At 69.4% G+C, this 19,979-nt stretch carries 20 protein-coding genes and 2 riboswitches; of the genes, 6 read left to right on the top strand and 14 right to left on the bottom strand.

Features of this window, described 5'->3' with window-relative positions; all coding sequences use genetic code 11:
- Nucleotides 1–48: 48 nt before the first annotated feature.
- Entirely contained in the window at nucleotides 49–342 is a 294-nt protein-coding gene (locus ABT004_RS13620) for a hypothetical protein (protein WP_351335382.1), read from the bottom strand.
- Between the two features lie 35 nt (nucleotides 343–377).
- Nucleotides 378–539 (bottom strand): hypothetical protein, encoded by a 162-nt coding sequence (locus ABT004_RS13615; protein ID WP_351335379.1) that lies wholly within the window; start codon nucleotides 537–539, stop codon nucleotides 378–380.
- Between the two features lie 101 nt (nucleotides 540–640).
- Here ABT004_RS13615 and ABT004_RS13610 point away from each other — a divergent pair, with 101 nt between their 5' ends.
- Both ABT004_RS13610 and ABT004_RS13605 read left to right on the top strand, forming a co-directional pair.
- The gene (locus ABT004_RS13610) at nucleotides 641–1,264 is read left to right on the top strand and encodes a TetR family transcriptional regulator (protein WP_351335376.1); all 624 of its coding nucleotides are present in this window, start codon (nucleotides 641–643) and stop codon (nucleotides 1,262–1,264) included.
- A gap of 18 nt (nucleotides 1,265–1,282) precedes the next feature.
- Nucleotides 1,283–2,137 (top strand): alpha/beta fold hydrolase, encoded by an 855-nt coding sequence (locus tag ABT004_RS13605; RefSeq protein ID WP_351335373.1) that lies wholly within the window; start codon nucleotides 1,283–1,285, stop codon nucleotides 2,135–2,137.
- 57 nt (nucleotides 2,138–2,194) lie between these two features.
- On the opposite strand, the gene ABT004_RS13600 is transcribed toward ABT004_RS13605, so the two are convergent.
- The 11 genes from ABT004_RS13600 to ABT004_RS13550 form a co-directional block, all read right to left on the bottom strand.
- Entirely contained in the window at nucleotides 2,195–3,070 is an 876-nt protein-coding gene (locus tag ABT004_RS13600; protein ID WP_351335372.1) for a thioesterase family protein, read from the bottom strand.
- A gap of 61 nt (nucleotides 3,071–3,131) precedes the next feature.
- Nucleotides 3,132–3,803, bottom strand: a complete 672-nt coding sequence (locus ABT004_RS13595) for a trimeric intracellular cation channel family protein (RefSeq protein WP_351335370.1) — start codon at nucleotides 3,801–3,803, stop codon at nucleotides 3,132–3,134.
- A gap of 28 nt (nucleotides 3,804–3,831) precedes the next feature.
- A complete protein-coding gene (locus ABT004_RS13590) occupies nucleotides 3,832–5,229 on the bottom strand; it encodes a M1 family metallopeptidase (protein WP_351335368.1) in 1,398 nt (465 codons plus the stop codon).
- 227 nt (nucleotides 5,230–5,456) lie between these two features.
- On the bottom strand, nucleotides 5,457–6,584 hold the full coding sequence (locus ABT004_RS13585) for an ABC transporter ATP-binding protein (protein WP_351335365.1): 1,128 nt from the start codon (nucleotides 6,582–6,584) through the stop codon (nucleotides 5,457–5,459).
- A 26-nt stretch (nucleotides 6,585–6,610) separates the two neighbouring features.
- The gene (locus tag ABT004_RS13580; protein WP_351335362.1) at nucleotides 6,611–7,711 is read right to left on the bottom strand and encodes an ABC transporter ATP-binding protein; all 1,101 of its coding nucleotides are present in this window, start codon (nucleotides 7,709–7,711) and stop codon (nucleotides 6,611–6,613) included.
- Nucleotides 7,708–8,709 (bottom strand): ABC transporter permease, encoded by a 1,002-nt coding sequence (locus tag ABT004_RS13575; RefSeq protein WP_351335360.1) that lies wholly within the window; start codon nucleotides 8,707–8,709, stop codon nucleotides 7,708–7,710. The genes ABT004_RS13580 and ABT004_RS13575 overlap by 4 nt, the downstream gene beginning before the upstream one ends.
- 117 nt (nucleotides 8,710–8,826) lie before the next feature.
- Entirely contained in the window at nucleotides 8,827–10,596 is a 1,770-nt protein-coding gene (locus ABT004_RS13570; protein ID WP_451188062.1) for an ABC transporter substrate-binding protein, read from the bottom strand.
- A 108-nt stretch (nucleotides 10,597–10,704) separates the two neighbouring features.
- On the bottom strand, nucleotides 10,705–11,709 hold the full coding sequence (locus ABT004_RS13565; RefSeq protein WP_351335355.1) for an ABC transporter permease: 1,005 nt from the start codon (nucleotides 11,707–11,709) through the stop codon (nucleotides 10,705–10,707).
- A 371-nt stretch (nucleotides 11,710–12,080) separates the two neighbouring features.
- Nucleotides 12,081–12,872 (bottom strand): enhanced serine sensitivity protein SseB C-terminal domain-containing protein, encoded by a 792-nt coding sequence (locus tag ABT004_RS13560; RefSeq protein WP_351335352.1) that lies wholly within the window; start codon nucleotides 12,870–12,872, stop codon nucleotides 12,081–12,083.
- Nucleotides 12,873–12,999: 127 nt separating this feature from the next.
- Nucleotides 13,000–13,818: an enhanced serine sensitivity protein SseB gene (locus ABT004_RS13555; RefSeq protein ID WP_351335349.1), complete on the bottom strand. Its 819-nt coding sequence runs from the start codon at nucleotides 13,816–13,818 to the stop codon at nucleotides 13,000–13,002.
- A gap of 59 nt (nucleotides 13,819–13,877) precedes the next feature.
- Complete coding sequence (locus ABT004_RS13550) at nucleotides 13,878–14,534, bottom strand: AAA family ATPase (protein ID WP_451188178.1); 657 nt, start codon at nucleotides 14,532–14,534, stop codon at nucleotides 13,878–13,880.
- A 125-nt stretch (nucleotides 14,535–14,659) separates the two neighbouring features.
- Nucleotides 14,660–14,759, top strand: a riboswitch (glycine riboswitch).
- Nucleotides 14,760–14,861: riboswitch (glycine riboswitch) on the top strand.
- A gap of 62 nt (nucleotides 14,862–14,923) precedes the next feature.
- Here ABT004_RS13550 and gcvT point away from each other — a divergent pair.
- The 4 genes from gcvT (at nucleotide 14,924) to ABT004_RS13530 (ending at nucleotide 19,233) form a co-directional block, all read left to right on the top strand.
- Nucleotides 14,924–16,048: a glycine cleavage system aminomethyltransferase GcvT gene (gene gcvT, locus ABT004_RS13545; protein WP_351335346.1), complete on the top strand. Its 1,125-nt coding sequence runs from the start codon at nucleotides 14,924–14,926 to the stop codon at nucleotides 16,046–16,048.
- Between the two features lie 65 nt (nucleotides 16,049–16,113).
- On the top strand, nucleotides 16,114–16,491 hold the full coding sequence (gcvH, locus tag ABT004_RS13540) for a glycine cleavage system protein GcvH (protein WP_351335343.1): 378 nt from the start codon (nucleotides 16,114–16,116) through the stop codon (nucleotides 16,489–16,491).
- A 7-nt stretch (nucleotides 16,492–16,498) separates the two neighbouring features.
- A complete protein-coding gene (gene glyA / locus ABT004_RS13535; protein WP_351335340.1) occupies nucleotides 16,499–17,764 on the top strand; it encodes a serine hydroxymethyltransferase in 1,266 nt (421 codons plus the stop codon).
- Between the two features lie 86 nt (nucleotides 17,765–17,850).
- A complete protein-coding gene (locus tag ABT004_RS13530; protein ID WP_351335338.1) occupies nucleotides 17,851–19,233 on the top strand; it encodes an L-serine ammonia-lyase in 1,383 nt (460 codons plus the stop codon).
- A 34-nt stretch (nucleotides 19,234–19,267) separates the two neighbouring features.
- Here ABT004_RS13530 and ABT004_RS13525 read toward each other — a convergent pair whose 3' ends face one another.
- Nucleotides 19,268–19,936 (bottom strand): TMEM175 family protein, encoded by a 669-nt coding sequence (locus ABT004_RS13525; protein ID WP_351335335.1) that lies wholly within the window; start codon nucleotides 19,934–19,936, stop codon nucleotides 19,268–19,270.
- Nucleotides 19,937–19,979: the final 43 nt, after the last annotated feature.

Raw genomic sequence — 19,979 nt, 5'->3', positions numbered from 1 at the left:
CGAGCTCCCGCGCAAGCCCCCAAGCGCGCCCCCGTGCGCGCCCGACGGTCAGCCCGTGATGCTCCAGGACATCGTGCCGTCGGCGGCGATCAGGGCGCCGAGCACGACGAGGTCGGCGACGCCGAGACCGAGGCCGAGAAAGGCGCGGCCGCGCCGCTCGGTGCCGCGCCACAGGGCGACGGACGCGAGGACGATCGAGACGGGGCCGAGGAAGACGTTCATGACGAGCAGTCCGACCAGGCCGAGGACGAACGAGGCGACGGCCATGCCGTCGGCGTCACGCCGTCGGGTGGGACGGGCCTGGGGCCGGGACGTCGTCCGCGGTTCTGCGGTGAGTTGCATGGTGATACCCCCTGAGAACGTGAACTGCTGACGGTTCAGTGCTGGTGCCGGCGGCGCGCGTGGCGCTCGCGGGCCGCGAAGACGGCCAGCCAGACGCCGATGACGGCGGCCGCGACGAGCGTGATGGACAGCGGGGCGTGGGCCACGGTGCCGAGCGCGAAGCCCAGCAGCAGGAGGGCCGCTACGAGGAACAGCATGGAGGCCTCTCGAAAAGTTGGATTACAACTGTTCACTGACTGCCCAGTCTAACTCGCGGCGCGACTTCCTCATTACAGAGAACAGTTGTTAACTGGATGACATGAGTCACACCCCGGGCACCCGACAGGCGCAGAAACAGAAGACCCGACAGGCACTCCTGGACGCTGCGTTGGGGCTGCTGGAGGACCAGAGCCTCAGCAGCCTCGGCCTGCGCGAGGTGACGCGCGCCGTAGGCGTGACCCCGACCGCGTTCTACCGGCACTTCGACAGCACGGCCGACCTCGGGGTGGCCCTGGTCGAGGAGGCGCTCGACAGTCTGCACACGGTGATCCGCGACGCGTTGACGGCGACGTGGAACAGCGACGAACGCATCACGCGCACCATCGAGCTGATCACCCGTCACGTGCACGCGTACCCCGCACACGTCCGCTTCATCGCGCGCGAGCGGCACGGTGGCGTACAGCCGGTGCGGGAGGCGATCGGCGAGCAGCTCGCGCAGTTCGCGGACGAGGTGCGGGAGGCGCTCCGCCACGACCCCGACGCGGCGGGGTGGAGCCAGGAGGACCTGAAGATGCTGGCGAATCTGTACGTCGACCACATGCTGGCGACGGCATCGCTGCTGCTCGCGACGGACCCCGAGGAGTTCGAGCGGGTCGCGGACCGGGCCGAGCGACAGCTGCGCCTGGTGAGCGTCGGCCGAAAGCACTGGCTCGACATGTCATGAGCTACTAGCGTTACGGTCATGACAGCAGCCGAATGGAACCTCGACCGAAGCTTCTCGAGCTCGTCCGGTGAGATCCGCTGGGCGGCACTCGGGCCGAAGGACGCGCCGCCCGTTGTCCTCGTCCACGGCACGCCGTTCTCGTCGTACGTGTGGCGGGCGCCGGCCGGTGCGCTCGCGCGTCAACACCGCGTCTACGTATGGGACCTGCCCGGCTACGGCGTCTCGGAGACGGGTCCGGGTCAGGACCTCTCGCTCGACGCCCAGGCCTGCATCCTGACCGAGCTGCTCGACCACTGGGGCCTCGGCGACGGGCAACCCGCGGTGATCGGCCACGACTTCGGCGGCTGCATCGCGCTGCGCGCACACCTGGTGCACGGCGCCGCGTACGCGCGCCTCGCCCTGGTCGACCCGGTGGCGATCCGGCCGTGGGGCTCCCCCACGTACCGGCTGCTCGGTGACCACTCCGACGTGTTCCGGCAGCTGCCGCCCGATCTCCACGAGGCGCTCGTGCACCGCTACATCGCCTCCGGCAGCCACCACGGGCTGCACCCGGACACGCACGCGCGCGTGGTCGCGCCCTGGCTGACCGAGGCCGGGAAGGACTCCTTCTACCGGCAGATCGCGCAGAACGCTCCGCACGACGGCACGGACGACATCCAGGGCCGGTACGGGGAGTTGGACCTGCCCGTGCTCGTCTGCTGGGGTGCCGAGGACACCTGGATCCCGGTCGCGCGGGGGTACGAGCTGGTGGAGCTGATCCGCGGCGCGGAGCTGTGCGTGATCGCGGGCGCGGGGCATCTGGTCCAGGAGGATGCGCCCGCCGAACTCGCCGCCGTGCTCGGGGAGTTCCTGCGTGAGGCCCCCGCGGGGTGAAGACTCGGGGCTCCGCCCCGGACCCCGCGCCTCAATCGCCGGCGGGGCTTGATGGGGTCAGTCGAGGCGTACGCGGGCGAGTTGGCGGGATTGGGCCACCAGGCGGTCCTGCGTGTCCCAGATTTCGGCGTCCTCCTCCAGGAAGCCGCCGGCCAGGTTGCGCGTCGCGATCGACACCCGGACGGGGCCCGGAGCCGGGCGGCAGCGTACGTGGACGGTCAGCTCGACCGTCGGTACCCAGCCCTTGAGGCCCATCTCGAAGGCGGTCGGCGGCAGCGCGTCCACCGCGAGCAGCAGCGACAGCGGGTCCATGTCGCGGCCGTCGGCGAGGCCGAACCAGGCACGCATCTCGCCCTTGCCGGACGGCGCGCCGAGCGCCCAGCCCAGCGTGGCCGGGTCGAGCTTCAGGTCCAGCCGGTCGGAGATCGCGGAGCTGCCGGGCACGGGCGGCGCGCCCTCGGGTGCGTCGCCCGCACCGAAGCACTGTTCGGCAGGCGGCATGACGGGCGGCTCGGCGCTCGTGCGCACGTCGTCGGGGAGCGAGCTCAAGTCGCCGTAGCCGGCGATGACCCGGATCCGCTCGACCTCGCTGCCGTCCTCCGCGTACTGGAACAGGGAGGCCTGGCCGGTGGAGAGGGTGCGACCGGAGCGGGCCACATCGGTCCTGATCACGGCGGGGCCCGGCGCCGACGCGGTCAGGTAGTGCGCCGACACCGTGAACGGGTCGTCGTGCGGCAAGGCGTCCGCGAGAGCGCGGCCGAGCACGGCGAGGAGGTAGCCGCCGTTGAGGGCGTTGATGATCGTCCAGCCCGCGGAGAGGTCGATGTCGTAGACACCGGGTTCGCCCGCGCGCCGGGTGACGGCGGTGTCGCGGTCGAACTCGCTGTCGCCGATGACGGCCGGGCGACTCTGCGTGGATACTGCGTCTGCCATACACGGAAACGTACAACAGGAAATTACTAAGCGGTAGCTTGCACCAATCATCAACCCTTGACTACGGAGTCTCCTCGGTCACTTCCACCCCGGCGGACCTGCGGTTCCACGCGCGCGGCGCCCGCCAGTGGTAGCGCATCGCGAGCAGTCGCAGAACGAACGCGGTGAGGGCCGCGAGGGTGCTGGTGATGGGGCCCAGGGCGTCGAGGTGGATGCACAGGGCGACGATCCCGGCGCCGACCATGGCGGGCACCGCGTACAGGTCGCGGTCCCAGCGCACGAGGGACGGCACCTCGTTGGCGATGATGTCGCGCAGCACACCGCCGCCGACCGCGGTGGCGAGGCCGAGCGCCGCGGACGCGGTGAGCCCGAGCCCGTGGTCGTACGCCTTCGTCGTGCCCGTGACGCAGAACAGGCCGAGGCCCGCCGCGTCGAAGACGTTCACCGCCGTCTGGGTGCGCTCGACCTCCGGGTGCAGGAAGAAGACGAGCGCGGCGGCGATCAGCGGCGTGACGAAATAGCCGAGGTCGACGAACGCGGCCGGTGGCACGGCGCCGATGACCAGGTCGCGGAACACGCCTCCGCCCAGCGCGGTGACCTCGGCGAGCGCGGCGATCCCGAAGACGTCCCAGTTCTTACGGACGGCCATCAGGGCACCGGAGATCGCGAAGACGAAGATCCCGATGAGGTCGAGCCAATGCTGGACGGAGGGCGTGAACAGTTCCTCAAGCACCCGACATTCTTACCTGTCGGGGGCGCTGCTACAGACTCGGCTTGCCCGTGGTGAACAGCCAGGTGTCGAAGAGGTTGTCGAGCTGCTTGCCGGAGACCCTTTCGGCGAGGGCGATGAAGTCGGACGTCCGGGCGTTGCCGTACCGGTTCGCCTGCGTCCACTTCGGCAGCAGCTTGAAGAACGCCTTGTCGCCGATGCGCTCGCGCAGCATCTGGAGCGTCATCGCGCCGCGTTGGTAGACGGCGGAGGCGAACATCGTGTCGCGCTGCGGGTCGCCGACCTTCACCTGCCAGAAGGTGGAGTCCGCCGGGCGGGAGTTGTAGCCCGCGAGGAAGGAGTCGTGGGCCGAGGCGCCGCCCTTGTGCTCGGTCCACAGCCACTGGGCGTACGTGGCGAAGCCCTCGTTGAGCCAGATGTCCTTCCACTGATCGACGGAGACCGAGTCGCCGAACCATTGGTGGGCCAGCTCGTGCACGATCGTCGACTCGGAGCGGACGGCGGAGTAGCTGGGCTTGGACTGGGTCTCCAGCGAGAATCCGGCCTGCGGCATGTCGTCGACGACCGCGCCCGTCTCCTCGAAGGGGTACGGGCCGAAGACCCGCGACCAGTAATCGGTGGCCTCGGCGGTCACCGCGTACACGTCGACGTTGTTGCTGTTGGCGAGGACCGGGTCGATGGCTACGTAGATGGGGGTTCCGGCGGGCGTCTTACCGCTCTTCACGTCGAACTTGCCGATGCTGGCGGTCGCGAGATACGTCGCCATGGGCTTCGACTCGCGCCAGTGATGGACGGTCTGCTTGCCCTTGTCGGTGTCGTACGTGTCGACAAGGCGGCCGTTGGAGACACCGGTCAGACCCTTCGGGGCCTTGATACGGATGTCGTACGTGGCCTTGTCCGACGGGTGGTCGCTGGACGGGAACCAGGTGGAGGCGGCGTTCGGCTCGCACGCGACGAAGACGCCGTCCGCCGTCTTCATCCAGCCGTAGTCGGAGCCGAAGACGATGGGGCCGCTGAGGGGCTCGGGCACGCCGCCGTAGGTGACGGTCGTGGTGAAGGTCTTGCCCTTGTGGAGCGAGGCACGCGGTGTGACGCGCAGTTCGTCGCCGCTGCGGGTGAACTCGGCGCGTCTGCCGTTCACTTCGACCTTGGTGACGGTCAGCTTCTGCAGGTCGAGGTCGAAGGCGGAGAGGTTCTGGGTGGCGCGCGCGGTGAGGGTCGTACGGCCGTCGAGGCGGTCGGTGTCGGGGTTGTACGCGACGTCGAGGGCGTAGTGGCGGGCGTCGAAGCCGCCGTTGCCGAGCTGGGGGAAGTACGGGTCGCCGATGCCGTCGGAGCCGGGGGTGGGGGCGGGGCCGGCGGCTATCAGGCAGAAGGAGGCGGCGGCTACGGTGAGCGCGGCCAGGCGTGCCGAACGGGAGAGGGCCATGGGCGTCCCTTCGAGCGGGTTCCGGTGTAACGGACAGCGGAACTCTGCCGCTCGGCGGTCGGCGTGTACATGACCCCATCGGGCCATTTGCGCGGGAACGGGTTGCGCCCGGCACGCGGCACCGGTCCTACGCCACGGGGCTCCGCCCCGGACCCCGCGCCTCAATCGCCGGCGGGGCTGGAAATACCAATCGCCGCAGCGGGGTGCGGGGCGGAGCCCCGGTCTTTTCAGTCCTTGGGGGGTGTGGGTTCCGGGACCGTGATCACGTCGATCGCCTCCTTCGCCACCTGGAGGAGCGTGGAGTCCTCCGGCGCCTGGTCCGCCGCGTTCTCCGGGTGGTGGCACGCCACCTGGTGGGCCGTGGCGAGCGGGATGAGCGGGGGCTCGGTCGTCTTGCAGAGCTCCGTCGCCTTCCAGCACCGCGTATGGAACCGGCACCCGGTGGGCGGATCGATCGGTGACGGGACGTCGCCGCGCAGCAGGATGCGTTCCGACTTCACGCCGCGCCGCTTGGGGTCCGGCACCGGCACCGCCGAGAGCAGCGCCTTCGTGTACGGGTGCATCGGCTTCGAGTAGAGGTCGTCGCGGTCCGCCAACTCGACGATCTTGCCGAGGTACATGACCGCGATCCGGTCCGAGACGTGCCGGATGACCGAGAGGTCGTGCGCGATGATCACGTACGTGAGGCCGAGCTCGTCCTGGAGGTCGTCAAGGAGGTTCACGACCTGAGCCTGGATGGAGACGTCAAGCGCCGACACCGGCTCGTCCGCCACCACCAGCTTCGGATTGAGCGCCAACGCCCGCGCGATGCCGATGCGTTGACGCTGCCCGCCGGAGAACTCGTGCGGATAGCGGTTGTAGTGCTCGGGGTTGAGGCCGACCTTCTCCAGGAGTTCCTGGACGGTCTTGCGCACGCCGCCCTCGGGCTTGACCCCCTGGATCCGGAACGGAGCGCCGACGATCGCGCCGATGTTGTGGCGCGGGTTCAGCGACGAGTACGGGTCCTGGAAGATCATCTGGACGTCGCGGCGCAGCGGCCGCATCCCGCCGGTGCCCAGGTGCGTGATGTCCTGGCCCTCGAACTCGACGCGTCCGGCCGTGGGTTCAAGGAGCCGCGTGATCAGCCGGCCCATGGTCGACTTGCCGCAGCCGGACTCGCCCACCACGCCGAGCGTCTCACCGGCGCGGACGTCGAAGGAGAGCCCGTCGACCGCCTGCACCGCGGCGACCTGCCGCTTGAGCAGGCCCTTGCGGATGGGGAAGTGCTTGACCAGTCCTTCGACCTTGAGCAGCGGCTCACCGGCCGCCGGGTCCGGAGAGGTCGTCGCCTGCTGGGGGATCGTAGAGGGCGTCATCTCGGTGTCAGGTCCTTTGGCGTCCGTCACAGCTTCGGCGCAATCTCTTCGGTCCAGATCCGCTCGCGTTCCTCGCCCGACATGTGGCAGGCGGAGAAGTGTCCGGAGCCGACTTCCCGCAGTTCGGGGCGCTCGGTGCGCGTGATGTTGTCCTTGGGCACGTCCGCGTACGGGCAGCGCGGGTTGAAGGCGCAGCCGCTCGGCAGGTTGATGAGGCTGGGCGGGGAGCCCTTGACCGGGGTGAGCCGCTCCCCCTGGTCCCGGTCGATGCGCGGCATCGAGCCCAGCAGGCCCCAGGTGTACGGATGTTGGGGCGTGCTGAAGACCTGCTCGGCGGTCCCCCGCTCCACGCAGCGGCCGCCGTACATGACGAGCAGCTCGTCCGCCATCTCCGCGACGACACCGAGGTCGTGCGTGATCATGATGACGGCCGAGCCGAACTCCTTCTGCAGATCGCGGATCAGGTCGAGGATCTGCGCCTGCACCGTCACGTCGAGCGCGGTGGTCGGCTCGTCGGCGATGAGGAGTTCGGGGTTGTTGACCAGCGCCATCGCGATCATCGCGCGCTGGCGCATGCCGCCCGAGAACTCGTGCGGATAGGAGTCGACCCGCTTGTCGGGCTGCGGGATGCCGACGCGGTCGAGCATCTCGACGGCCCGCTTGCGCGCGACCTTCTTGTCCACGTTGTGGTGGACCCGGTAGGCCTCCACGATCTGCTTGCCGATCGTGTAGTACGGGTGCAGCGCCGACAGCGGATCCTGGAAGATCATCGCCATCTCGCGGCCGCGCAGCCGGCGCACCTTGTCCTTCGGGGAGGACAGCAGTTCCTCCCCGTCCAGCCAGATCTCGCCGGATACCTGCGCCCGGCGCTTGGAGTACTGGCCGACCGTGTGCAGGCCCATGATGCCCAGCGAGGTCACGGACTTACCGGAGCCGGACTCGCCCACGATGCCGAGGGTCCGGCCCTTCTCCAACGAGAAGTTCAGGCCGTCGACGGACTTCACCAGGCCGTCGTCGGTGGGGAAGTGCACCTTGAGGTCACGGACCTCGAGGAAGGCGGTCGGGGGCCGGGAGTCGGCCGCGAAGGGCTCGCCCACGACGGTCCCTGTGTTGCTCTGCTCGCTCATCCCAGCCTCACTCGGGGGTCGATCACGGCGTACATCATGTCGACGACGAGGTTCGCGATGGCGATGGCCAGCGACATGACCAGGGTGACCCCCAGGATCACCGGGAGGTCTTTGGCCTCGACGGCGTTGACGGCTTCGAATCCGACGCCCTTCAGGCCGAAGGTCGACTCCGTCAGGATGGCGCCGCCCATCAGGACGCCCAGGTCGAGACCGAAGACGGTGAGGATCGGCGTCATCGTGGAGCGCAGGGCGTGCCGGGTGATGACGGCCCGTTCGCCGAGGCCCTTGGAGCGGGCGGTGCGGATGTAGTCCTCGCCCATGACCTCGAGCATGGTGGCCCGGGTGAGGCGGGCGTACATCGCCGCCTGCAGGAAGGCCAGGGCGATCCAGGGCAGGATCAGCGTCTCGATCCAGGTCCCGATGGACTGGTCGCTGGACAGGCTGTCGCTGATCTTGATGAGCCCCAGGCTGTGGACGAAGATGCCCATCATCACCATGCCGGTGAAGAAGATCGGCATGGAGACGCCGGAGAGCGCGGCGATCATCGCGCTGCGGTCCCAGACGGTGCCCCGCTTCAGCGCGGAGACGACACCCACGGCCACGCCGCCGACCAGCCACAGGACGCACGCGCCCGCGGCGAGCGCCACGGTCACCGGCAGGGCGCCGGTGATGGTGTTCCAGACCGGCTCCTCCGTGCGGAAGGAGTAGCCGAGGCACGGCGCTGGACAGTGGGTCACACTGCCGCCGGAGACGTAGTCCCGGCCCATCGGGATCGCCCTGACGAAGTCCCAGAACTGCACCAGCAGCGGGTCGTTGAGCCCGAGCTTGACGCGGATGCCCGCAAGCTGCTCCGGCGATGTGGCCTTGCCCGCGAAGAGCGTGGCGACGTCCTGCCCGGACCACTTCGGCAGCAGGAAGAAGATGGCGAACGTCGTCAGCAGGACGATCAGCACCATCACAATGACGGCGCTCAGGCGCCGGATGAGGTAAGCAAGCACTGTGCGCGGCCCCTGGGCGGCCGGACCTCGGGTTACGGGGTCCGGCCGCCTGCCGGGACCATCACCTGCCCTTCGGACTGGTGGGTGTCGGCTGGGATGTCAGCGAGTCGGTCGCTGCTACTTCGTCACTCCGAGCTTGGCGTAGTCGTAGCGGCCACTCCAGGCGGGAGCCGAGTAGGCGTTCGTCAGTCGCGGCCCGCGCCAGGTGATGTTGGCCTCGTAGATGAACGGCATCCAGTAGGCCTCGTCCAGGATCCGGTGACCCATGTCGGTGTAGATGCTCTTCGCCTCGGCCTTGTCGGTCGTCTTCAGCGCGTTGTCGAACATCTTGTCGATCTTCGGGTCGTCGATCTGCGACTCGTTGTAGTTGCCGGTCTTCTGGATGAAGCGGCTGTCCCACAGCGGCTGGCCGAAGCCCTGGCCGGTGTTGAAGTCCGGACCCCAACCACTCATCGTCATGCCGTAGCCGCGCTCCTTGACCTTCTTCAGGTCGCCGGAGATGGAGGAGGCGTCGGCACCGGAGAAGGTGTCGATGGTCAGCTTGATGCCGACCTTGCCGAGCTGCTCCTGCAGCGCCTCGGCGGCGTCCTCCTCACCGGGCTGGTCGCTGCGCGCGGTCAGCACGGTCGAGAAGCCGCTCGGCTTGCCGCACTTCTTCAACGCGTCCTTGGCCTTGGCCACGTCCGGCTTGCCCTTGCGCTCCACCACGCCGTACGGGTCGTACGCGTCGTCGTGGCCCGGAACCGCCTTCGGGAAGGGGTTGTTGGCGATCTTGCCGGCCGCGACCTCGCCGCCGCGGGTCTGCTGCAGGCTCTTGAAGTCGGTGGCGTAGAAGACGGCCTTGCGGCAGTTGACGTTGTCCATCGGCTTGGTCGTCGTGACCAGGGCCACGTAACGGACGAACGGCGTCTGCATGTTGTCGACGTCGGCCCTGTTGTCCGTCACGGCGGTGGTCCGGCCGGACTGGGTCATGCCGGTGCCGTTGAGGTCGACGTCGTACTGGCCGGCCATCAGGTTCTTGTCGTTCTCTTCGAGGTTCTTGTTGATCGCGACCGTGATCTTGTCCGGCAGCGCGGGGTTGTTCGGGTCCGAGGACTTCTTCCACGCCTTGTTGCGGACCAGCACGATCGACTTGTTCGCCTGGTGCGACTGGACCTTGTACGGACCGTTGGCCATCGGCTTGGTCGTGTACTTCTCCCGGGTGTCCGCCGACTGCTTCACCGCGGAGCCGGACGGCATGGCGAGCATCTGCTCGAAGTCGCTGTTGGGCTGCGGCAGATGGAAGACGATGGTGTTGTCGTCGGGCGTGTCGATGGCCTTGAGGCCGAGCTTGTCCTTGGACTTGTCCTTGTACGGGCCCTTGTACTCGCCCTTGGGGTCGAGCACCTGCTTCAGGTACACCGGGCCGCCGGTGATGACGTCGTCGGCCCAGATGCGCTCGATGCCGTACTTGATGTCCTTGGAGGTCAGCTTCGAGCCGTCCTCCCAGGTGAGGCCGGAACGCAGCTTGTACGTGTAGGTCTTGCCGCCGTCGCTGACCTTGGCCATGCCGCTCGCCATGTCGGGGACCAGCGCGTTGCCCGCGGCGCCCGGCTTGGTGTCGTACGTCACCAGGGTGCGGTTGTAGAAGCGCATGAAGTCCCACGCCATGCCGAAGTAGGCGCGCTGCGGGTCGAAACTGTCCAGGTCCTGCTTGGCGACCATGCGGAGCGTGCCGCCCTTTGTGGTCGACTTGTTGGCGATCTTGCCTATGGCGGCGTTGTAGCCGGCGCCCTTCGACTTGTTGTCGCTGTCGTCGCCACCGCCGCAGGCGGTGACGGTGAGCGCCGACGCGGCCACGAGGGCAGCGGCCGCCGTCATCCGTCGACTCTGGAAACCTTTGGGCATTCTTCTCGCATCCTCCGGGAATCGCGGTCCTTGACCTTGCGGCCGCAGGGCCATGAGGGACCTACAGGGAGTGCTCCTGACAGGACGGCAGGGGCAGTTGACGGGTGTCTATCGGGTGCCCTTGGGGTCGAGCGCGTCGCGCAGGCCGTCCCCGAAGAGGTTGAAGGCCAGCACGGTGATGAAGATCGCCACGCCAGGGAAGACCATGAACATCGGGTCGTGCTCGTAGGTGCTGAGCGCGTCCCGCAGCATGCCGCCCCACGAGGCGGTCGGCGGCCGGACACCGGCGCCGAGGAAGCTGAGCGCCGCCTCCGTGAGGATGTTGGTGGGGATCATCAGCGTGGTGTACACGGTGATGGGCGCCACCAGGTTCGGCAGCAGCTCGCGGAAGAGGATGTGCCGGGGCCCGCCGCCGAGGCTGCGTGCCGCCTCCACGTACTCCCGCTCGCGCAGGGAGAGCGTCTGCCCGCGCACGATCCGGCCGATGTACGGCCAGCCGAAGAAGCCGATCACCATGATCAGAATCATGATGCGCACGCCGCTGCCGGTGAGGCCGAGCAGGTCGTTGGGGAGGACGGAGACCAGGGAGATGATGAAAAGGAGCTGCGGGAAGGACAGCAGCACGTCCATCACGCGGCTGATCACCGCGTCCGCCCAGCCGCCGAAGTAGCCGGCGATGATGCCGAAGAGGGTGCCGAGCACGACGGCGACGACTGCGGCGAGGAAGGCGACCAGCATCGAGACGCGGGTGCCGTAGACGATGCGGCTGAAGATGTCGCGGCCCTTGTTGGGCTCCACGCCGAAGAGGTGATCCGCGCTGACGCCGCCCAGGGCGCCCTTGGGCAGGTTCGTCAGCTCGTCCAGCTTGTCCTGGTGGAACTGGTTCGGCGGGTGGCCGAGCAGGCTGACGATGAGCGGAGCGAAGACCGCGACCAGGATCAGAAGGACGACAACGATGCCACCGCCGAGGGCGACCTTGTCGCGCTTCAGCCGGTTCCAGGCGATCTGCTTGAGCGACCGGCCCTCGACCTTGCGCTCTCCGTCTCCCTTGGCAGGCTCGACCGGGGCGCTCGGTTCCGCTTCCGCGCTCGTGTCGTGCAATGGTGCCGTCATCGTGGCAAGGACCCCTCTCAACCGGCGGTGACCGGCCCGCACTTGCCGCTGTGGCGGCGTGGTTCAGTCCGTCGTACACAGAGGCGAAGCCCCCTTGCTGCGGGAGTCTTCAACCTGGGCGCGATCTGTTACCAGACTTGACAGCGAAAGGATGCCTAAACGTGATGCAGGCTGGGGTGTTCCGTTATCCGGAGAGGGGTGAACGGGGTGCGGACGGTGGGCAGTTGGGCCACAAGCGGCCGAATGGCCGCGCAACCGGGACAGTTGGGGCGGCACCGGCGCAAAAAGATGTGCCTCTCGTCCAAAGGCGGGCTGGAATGTTCCAGCCCGTCCGGATGAATCAAGCCCGCCCGGCGTTTGAGGGCATCCTTTCAGCGCGTAGCGCCGTACGGCGGCGGATACCCGTACCCACCGCCAGCGGGAGCGACATGCGCCTCGCGGTCGTAGAACGGCCGCGCGTTGGCCCGGAGCCACATGGCAATGGGGTCGTACTCGTCCGACATCGCGACCGTGGAGACCGGGAGGCCCTCGGGGACCGCCGGGATGGACTGCTGCATCATCGCCCGGACCGCGTCCACGGACGCCGGGGACGTGTCGTAGACGTCCAGGCCGATGGCCAGGTAGGGCGCGCCGAGCGTCGGCTGGACCCAGGCACGGCGCAGCGAGCGGATCGCCGTCGTGCGATGGGCGTTCTGCGTCAACACCGCATAGAACTGGGGGATTTCGATCGCGGGCTCGGAGAGCCTCAGCGGGCCCGCCGGCTGCCGGTCGAGGCCGCCCGCGATGCGGCGCAGGTCGAGCCACGGGATGCCGACGCCGCCACCCGGCGCGTGCGGGTTCAGCCAGAGCCCGTACTGGTCCGGGTAGAGCGTGCGCGCCGCGTCGACCCCGCTCACCACCTCGTACGCCCTTGACCAGCCGGAGGCGGAGAGCTCCTGGGCGGAGGTGACGCACGGGGCGTACGAGAAGCCGTCCACCTCCATGTTCCCGTACTGGGCGTCAGGGGATCCGGCCTGGCCGTGCCAGAGCAGCATCCAGACCTGCCCGGCCGCGGGGTCGGCGAGGGCCTTGAGGAGCGCCTCGTACGCGTCGTAGCGTCCCGGCGTCACCTGGCGCAGCATGTGCTCGACTTGTCCAGCCGCGGCCGTGCCCGACGCACTCACCCGTAACCGCCCCTTCGGCTCTTCACATACGTCCGTGTCCCACACGTGGCCGGAGAGCGAAGCGCCGACCGGTCACGTCATGAAACCAGCTTAAGCGGCGATACTGACACCGACTTGACGGACGCCGTCACCCTTCTCGTACGTAGAACGGCCGTACGTGTGTACGCAGCCAGTCCGCGACCGGGTCCTGCGTCACGTCCAGGAACACCAGGTTGACGGTCCAGGCCACCGGCGCGCGGCCCAGCGCCCGCCCCAGCGCGTCCAGCGGAACGTCCCGCGCGCCGCCCGCGGCGCCGGCGGCCTGCGCCAGCAGCTCCACGCCGATGAACAGGGACGGCTCGGCGTCCTCCACGGTCGCGAGGCAGCGCCGGGCGCTCAGTACCGTGCCGAGCGCCTCGAACTCCTCACGCACCGCGGCCAGGAAGTCCATGGGGTCGACCTGCCAGTCCGGCTCGCTGAGCACCACGCGGCCACCCGCCGCCGGGCCGTCCAGCGGCGTGCGGCCACTGCGGGCCAGCTCGGCGACGGCCTGCGGCGGAAGCGGCACACCCACCGTGCCGTCCGGGTTCACGGCGATGCCGAGCTGCGGCGGAAGCCCGCGCGCGAACTCCACGGCCGGGGCCACGGTGCAGTCCATCCGGCCACCGGTGACCGCCATGAACTGCTGCTCGGAGCTGAACACGGGGACGTAGGCCTGGCCCCCGATCTCCAGGCTCGGCAGATCGAGGTCCCTGCTGGCGTTCGAACCGCCCCTGGGCAGCGGGATCCACACGTGGCTGCGGCCGAGCACCTCGACGACGCGGGCGCCGGACTCCGGCCGCCCGAGCGCCGCGGCGAGGACCTCCTCCAGCTCGTTGGCCGGCCAGCCCTGCGCGGGGTGGGCGTAGCCGCCCTCGTGCCCCTGGGCGTGATCGTGCCCCGGCTCCGGGGTACCTGGGAACTCCATGACTGCCATCAACCTCTGCTGTTCCGCCCGCTGCTGCTGCCCGCCGACCTTAACCGCTGTCAGTCGTCGAACGTGATCCCTCCCAGCGCCTCCATCGCCGCCCGGTCGAGCAGCACCGCCGAATCCATCCCGGCCGGCAGGTTCCCCTGCTCCGTCGAGCTGACGAGCGCGCCCACCGCTCTGCGGTGCCGGGCGAAGGCGTACCGGGACACCCCGCGGCCGCGGTCCCGCTGCCCCTCGAGGGCCGTGTCCGCCGGTACGTCGAGCAGCATCAGGTGGACGGCCGCGCCGCGCCGCCGCGCCGTGCGGATCACCCAGCGGCGCACCCACGCCTGCGTACCGCAGTCGTGCACGACGACGCTCACGCCCGAGCGCATCGCCCGGCGCAGCCCCACGTAGTGCGCGACGCGGACCAGCGGGCGGTACAGCGCGTACGGCAGGTGGCGCGGCATGCGCGCGGCCCAACGCTCGCGGGTGTCCTGCGAGTCGATCCGGATCTCCGCCACGGCCCGCCGCATCAGCGTCGACTTTCCGCTGCCCGGCAGGCCCGAGAGCACGACGAGGTCGCCCGCCGCGAAGGCGAGCAGGCGCGGCGTGTGACCGCGGCGGCCGCGCAGGTCCCGCACCGAGCGGCGGCCGGAGGTCCGCACCCCCGCCACCACCGGCGCCGAAGCCGCCACCGCGTACGCCCCCGCCACTGCCTTCTGCACCGTGATCGTCCTCCCCGTTCCGGTCACGCCACCCTTGCCCCTCAAGTGTAAAGAGAAGGTAATGCCACTCAAGGGCTTTCCCTGTCGGACGGGCATGCAATGATGTGCGCGCAAACTGCATACCGGCCGCTTGAATCCGCGCGGGAGAGTTCCGGGTACCCACGGGTCCCCGGACGCCGAAGGAGCAAGTTCCTCCCTTGAATCTCTCAGGCCCCGTACCGCGCGGGCGAGGCAGATCTGAAAAGTGGGGCGTCTTTGTGACGTGACGCCCCCACCCAAGGTGCAAGCCCCCTCGGGGCGAACCTCTCAGGTTCCGATGACAGATGGGGAGGACGTCCCGCGCGCGATCAGCGGGACTCCGCCATCGTCGTCATGCCACCGGGAGCACACCAGCCATGAGCCGCACCACTGCCCTTGACGCCCTGCATCGTTCACTCGGGGCGACGATGACCGACTTCGCCGGCTGGGACATGCCGCTGCGCTACGGCAGCGAGCGCGACGAGCACAACGCGGTACGCACGCGTGCCGGCCTCTTCGACCTCTCCCACATGGGCGAGATCACGGTGTCCGGTCCCGCCGCCGCGGACCTGCTCAACCACGCGCTCGTCGGCAACATCGGCTCCGTCGGCCTCGGCCGCGCCCGCTACACCATGATCTGCCGCGCCGACGGCGGGATCCTCGACGACCTGATCGTGTACCGGCTGGAGGAGACCACCTACATGGTGGTCGCGAACGCGGGCAACGCGCAGGTCGTCCTCGACGCCCTCACCGAGCGCGCCGTCGGCTTCGACGCCGAGGTCCGCGACGACCGGGACGCGTACGCGCTGCTCGCGGTGCAGGGCCCGACCTCCGCGGCGATCGTGAAGTCCGTCACGGACGCGGACCTGGACGGCCTGAAGTACTACGCGGGGCTGCCCGGCACCGTCGCCGGCGTACAGGCGCTCATCGCGCGCACCGGCTACACCGGCGAGGACGGCTTCGAGCTGTTCGTCGCCCCCGCCGACGCCGAGAAGCTGTGGCAGGCGCTGACCGAGGCGGGCGCCGAGTACGGCCTGATCCCCGCCGGCCTTTCCTGCCGGGACACGCTGCGCCTGGAGGCGGGCATGCCGCTGTACGGGCACGAGCTGACGACCGACCTCACACCCTTCGACGCCGGTCTCGGCCGCGTCGTGAAGTTCGAGAAGACCTCGCACGGGGACGACTTCGTGGGCCACGACGCGCTGGTCGCCGCCGCCGAGCGCGCCGAGGCCAACCCGCCCCGCAAGCTCGTCGGCCTCATCGCCGAGGGCCGCCGTGTCCCGCGCGCCGGGATGTCCGTCGTCGTCGACGGCACGGTGATCGGCGAGGTCACCTCCGGCGCCCCGTCCCCGACACTGGGCAAGCCGATCGCGATGGCGTACGTGGACCCGGCGCACGCCGAGGCCGGTGCTGCTTCTTCATCGGGGGTCGGTGTCGACATCCGCGGCAAGCACGAGCCGTACGAGGTCGTGGCGCTGCCGTTCTACAAGCGCCAGAAGTAGTCCGCGCCGCGCACCGGCGCCCCCTCTGTCACCAGCACCTTCCCGCGTACAGGAGAATTCGCCTCATGAGCAACCCCCAGCAGCTGCGTTACAGCAAGGAGCACGAGTGGCTCTCCGCCGTCGAGGATGGCGTCGCCACGATCGGCATCACGGAGCACGCCGCGAACGCGCTCGGTGACATCGTGTTCGTCCAGCTCCCCGAGGTCGGTGACACCGTGACCGCGGGCGAGACCTGCGGCGAGCTCGAGTCGACCAAGTCGGTCTCCGACCTGTACTCCCCCGTCGGCGGCGAGGTCACCGAGATCAACCAGGACGTCGTCGACGACCCGGCCCTCGTCAACTCGGCCCCGTTCGAGGGCGGCTGGCTGTTCAAGGTCCGGCTGGCCGACGAGCCGAAGGACCTGCTCTCCGCCGACGAGTACACCGAGTTCTCCGGGAGCTGACCCCCTGATGTCCGTACTGAACGAATCCCTGCACGAGCTCGACCCCGAGGTCGCCCTCGCGGTCGACGCCGAGCTGAAGCGCCAGCAGTCGACCCTCGAAATGATCGCGTCGGAGAACTTCGCCCCGGCCGCCGTCATGGAGGCCCAGGGCTCGGTCCTCACCAACAAGTACGCGGAGGGCTACCCCGGCCGCCGCTACTACGGCGGCTGCGAGCACGTCGACGTCACCGAGCAGATCGCCATCGACCGCGTGAAGGCGCTCTTCGGCGCCGAGTACGCGAACGTGCAGCCGCACTCCGGCGCCTCCGCGAACCAGGCCGCGCTCTTCGCCATCGCCAAGCCGGGCGACACGATCCTCGGCCTGGACCTGGCGCACGGCGGCCACCTCACGCACGGCATGCGCCTGAACTTCTCCGGCAAGCAGTTCAACGTGGTCCCGTACCACGTGGACGACGCGGGCCTGGTCGACATGGCCGAGGTCGAGCGGCTCGCCAAGGAGCACCGCCCGAAGGTGATCATCGCCGGCTGGTCGGCGTACCCGCGCCAGCTGGACTTCGCCGAGTTCCGTCGCATCGCCGACGAGGTCGAGGCGCTGCTCTGGGTCGACATGGCGCACTTCGCGGGCCTCGTGGCCGCGGGCCTGCACCCCAACCCGGTCCCGCACGCCGATGTCGTCACGTCCACGACGCACAAGACGCTCGGCGGTCCGCGCGGCGGCATCATCCTCGCCCGCAACAAGGACTTCGCGAAGAAGCTGAACTCGGCGGTCTTCCCGGGCTTCCAGGGCGGTCCCCTGGAGCACGTGATCGCGGCCAAGGCCGTCTCCTTCAAGGTCGCCGCCTCGGAGGACTTCAAGGAGCGCCAGGCCCGCACGATCGAGGGCGCCCAGCTCCTCGCCGAGCGCCTGACGACCCCGGAGTCCCGCGCGGCGGGCGTCAACGTCCTGTCCGGCGGCACCGACGTGCACCTGGTCCTCGTCGACCTGCGCGACTCGGAGCTCGACGGCCAGCAGGCCGAGGACCGCCTCCACGAGGTCGGCATCACGGTCAACCGCAACGCGGTCCCGAACGACCCGCGCCCGCCGATGGTCACCTCCGGCCTGCGGATCGGCACCCCGGCCCTCGCCACCCGCGGCTTCCGGGCCGAGGACTTCCGCGAGGTCGCCGACGTGATCGCGCTGGCTCTCCAGCCGTCCTACGACACCGAGGCGCTCAAGGCCCGAGTGACCGCTCTGGCCGACAAGCACCCGCTGTACCCGAATCTCGGCAAGTAACAGCGGGCTCGCTCCCCGGGGCACCGCGCACACTGGACAGTGCGCGGTGCCCCGCACCACTTCTGTACCGTCCCCTGGAGGAACCCGTGGCCATCTCGGTCTTCGACCTGTTCTCGATCGGCATCGGCCCGTCCAGCTCTCACACGGTCGGCCCGATGCGCGCCGCCCGCATGTTCGCGCGGCGCCTGAAGAACGAGGGCCTGCTGGCCCACACCTCCGCCGTCCACGCCGAGCTGTACGGCTCCCTGGGCGCGACCGGGCACGGGCACGGCACCCCGAAGGCGGTGCTGCTCGGCCTGGAGGGCGACTCCCCGCGCACGGTCGACGTCGAGCACGCCGACGAGCGCGTGGAGGCGATCAAGGAATCGGGCCGCCTCAACCTGCTCGGCGCCCACGAGATCCCGTTCTCGTACGACGACGATCTCGTCCTGCACCGCCGCAAGGCCCTCCCGTACCACGCGAACGGCATGACGCTGTGGGCGTACGGCGCCGATGGCAAGGCCGACGGCAAGGAACTGCTCACCAAGACGTACTACTCGGTGGGCGGCGGCTTCGTCGTCGACGAGGACGCTGTCGAGGGCGCGAACCCGATCGTCCCCGACGACACGTCACTCAAGTACCCCTTCCGCACCGGCGACGAGCTGCTCCGCCTCGCGCAGGAGACCGGCCTGTCCATCCCGGCCATGATGCTGGAGAACGAGAAGGCCTGGCGTACGGAGGACGAGATCCGCGAGGGTCTCCTCGACATCTGGCGCGTCATGCAGTCCTGCGTCTCCCGCGGCATGTCCCACGAGGGCATCCTGCCCGGCGGCCTCAAGGTCCGCCGCCGCGCGGCGGGTTCGGCCCGCAAGCTGCGCGCCGAGGGCGACCCCAAGGCCCTCGCCATGGAGTGGATCACCCTCTACGCGATGGCCGTGAACGAGGAGAACGCGGCGGGCGGCCGGGTCGTGACGGCCCCCACGAACGGCGCGGCCGGCATCATCCCGGCGGTCCTGCACTACTACGTGAACTTCGTGCCGGGCGCCGACGAGGACGGCGTGATCCGCCTCCTCCTCACGGCGGGCGCGATCGGCATGCTCTTCAAGGAGAACGCCTCCATCTCCGGCGCCGAGGTCGGCTGCCAGGGCGAGGTCGGCTCCGCCTGCTCGATGGCGGCGGGCGCGCTCGCCGAGGCGCTCGGCGGCTCCCCGGAGCAGGTGGAGAACGCGGCCGAGATCGGCATGGAGCACAACCTCGGCCTGACCTGCGACCCGGTCGGCGGCCTCGTCCAGATCCCGTGCATCGAGCGAAACGGCATGGCGGCGGTCAAGGCCGTCACGGCCGCGAAGATGGCGCTGCGCGGCGACGGCTCGCACAAGGTGTCCCTGGACAAGGTCATCAAGACGATGCGGGACACCGGCGCGGACATGTCCGTCAAGTACAAGGAGACGGCGCGGGGCGGGCTCGCGGTGAACATCATCGAGTGCTGAACACGCAGGCCCCTGACTCAGCGGCCCTGCGTGTTCAGCGCGAGCGGCGCCAGGCGCCCAGGCGCTCCATCCACGGAGTGGAGGCGAGGAGTACCAGGCTGTAGTACTGCAGCGCGGGTACGGCGAGCGCGACCACGAGGGCCAGCACCAGCGCCATGATGTTGCGCACGGACTCGCCATAGGACCGGGCAACCAGGGCGCGGGACTTCTCCCCGTCGTCGGCGAGCAATTCGGAGTGCGCCTTCAGCACCCTCAGCATCGCCATGTGGCACACCATGCTCGCCAGGAGCGTGAGGTAGTAGAACGTGGCCGCGAACCGATCGCCCCCGAAGGACCCGATCATTTCGGTCGGCAGGGGCAGGACCACGATGCACAGCAGCCAGCCCATGTTCCACACCGACAGGGACCGGTTGAGCGAACCGACCACGGAGAACGCCCGGTGGTGGGCGAACCAGAACCTGGCCACCACGGCGAAGCTCAGCAGGAAGCTCCAGATCTGGTCGAGGTGGTCGAGGATGACGTCCCGGGCGTGCTCGTGCGCGGACGCGGCCTCGGGAACGAGGTCGACCAGAGGCAGCACCAGCAGAGTGAGGGAGATGGCGGTCACCGCGTCGGTGAACAGCAGTAGCCGTTCGCTCGGCAGGCCCGCCGCCTCCTTGCCGGTGGGCGCGGGGGCAGCGGGCTCGACATCGCTGGTGTTCACGAACGTACGTCTCCTTGGAAGTTGTGCTGAGCGTCATCATCGG

Origin of the sequence: Streptomyces sp. NPDC002790 (genome assembly GCF_040295505.1) — a bacterium.
Classification (GTDB): Bacteria; Actinomycetota; Actinomycetes; order Streptomycetales; family Streptomycetaceae; genus Streptomyces.
The sequence above is the reverse complement of the archived record's forward strand: the minus strand, read 5'-3'. Positions and strand labels throughout refer to the sequence as shown.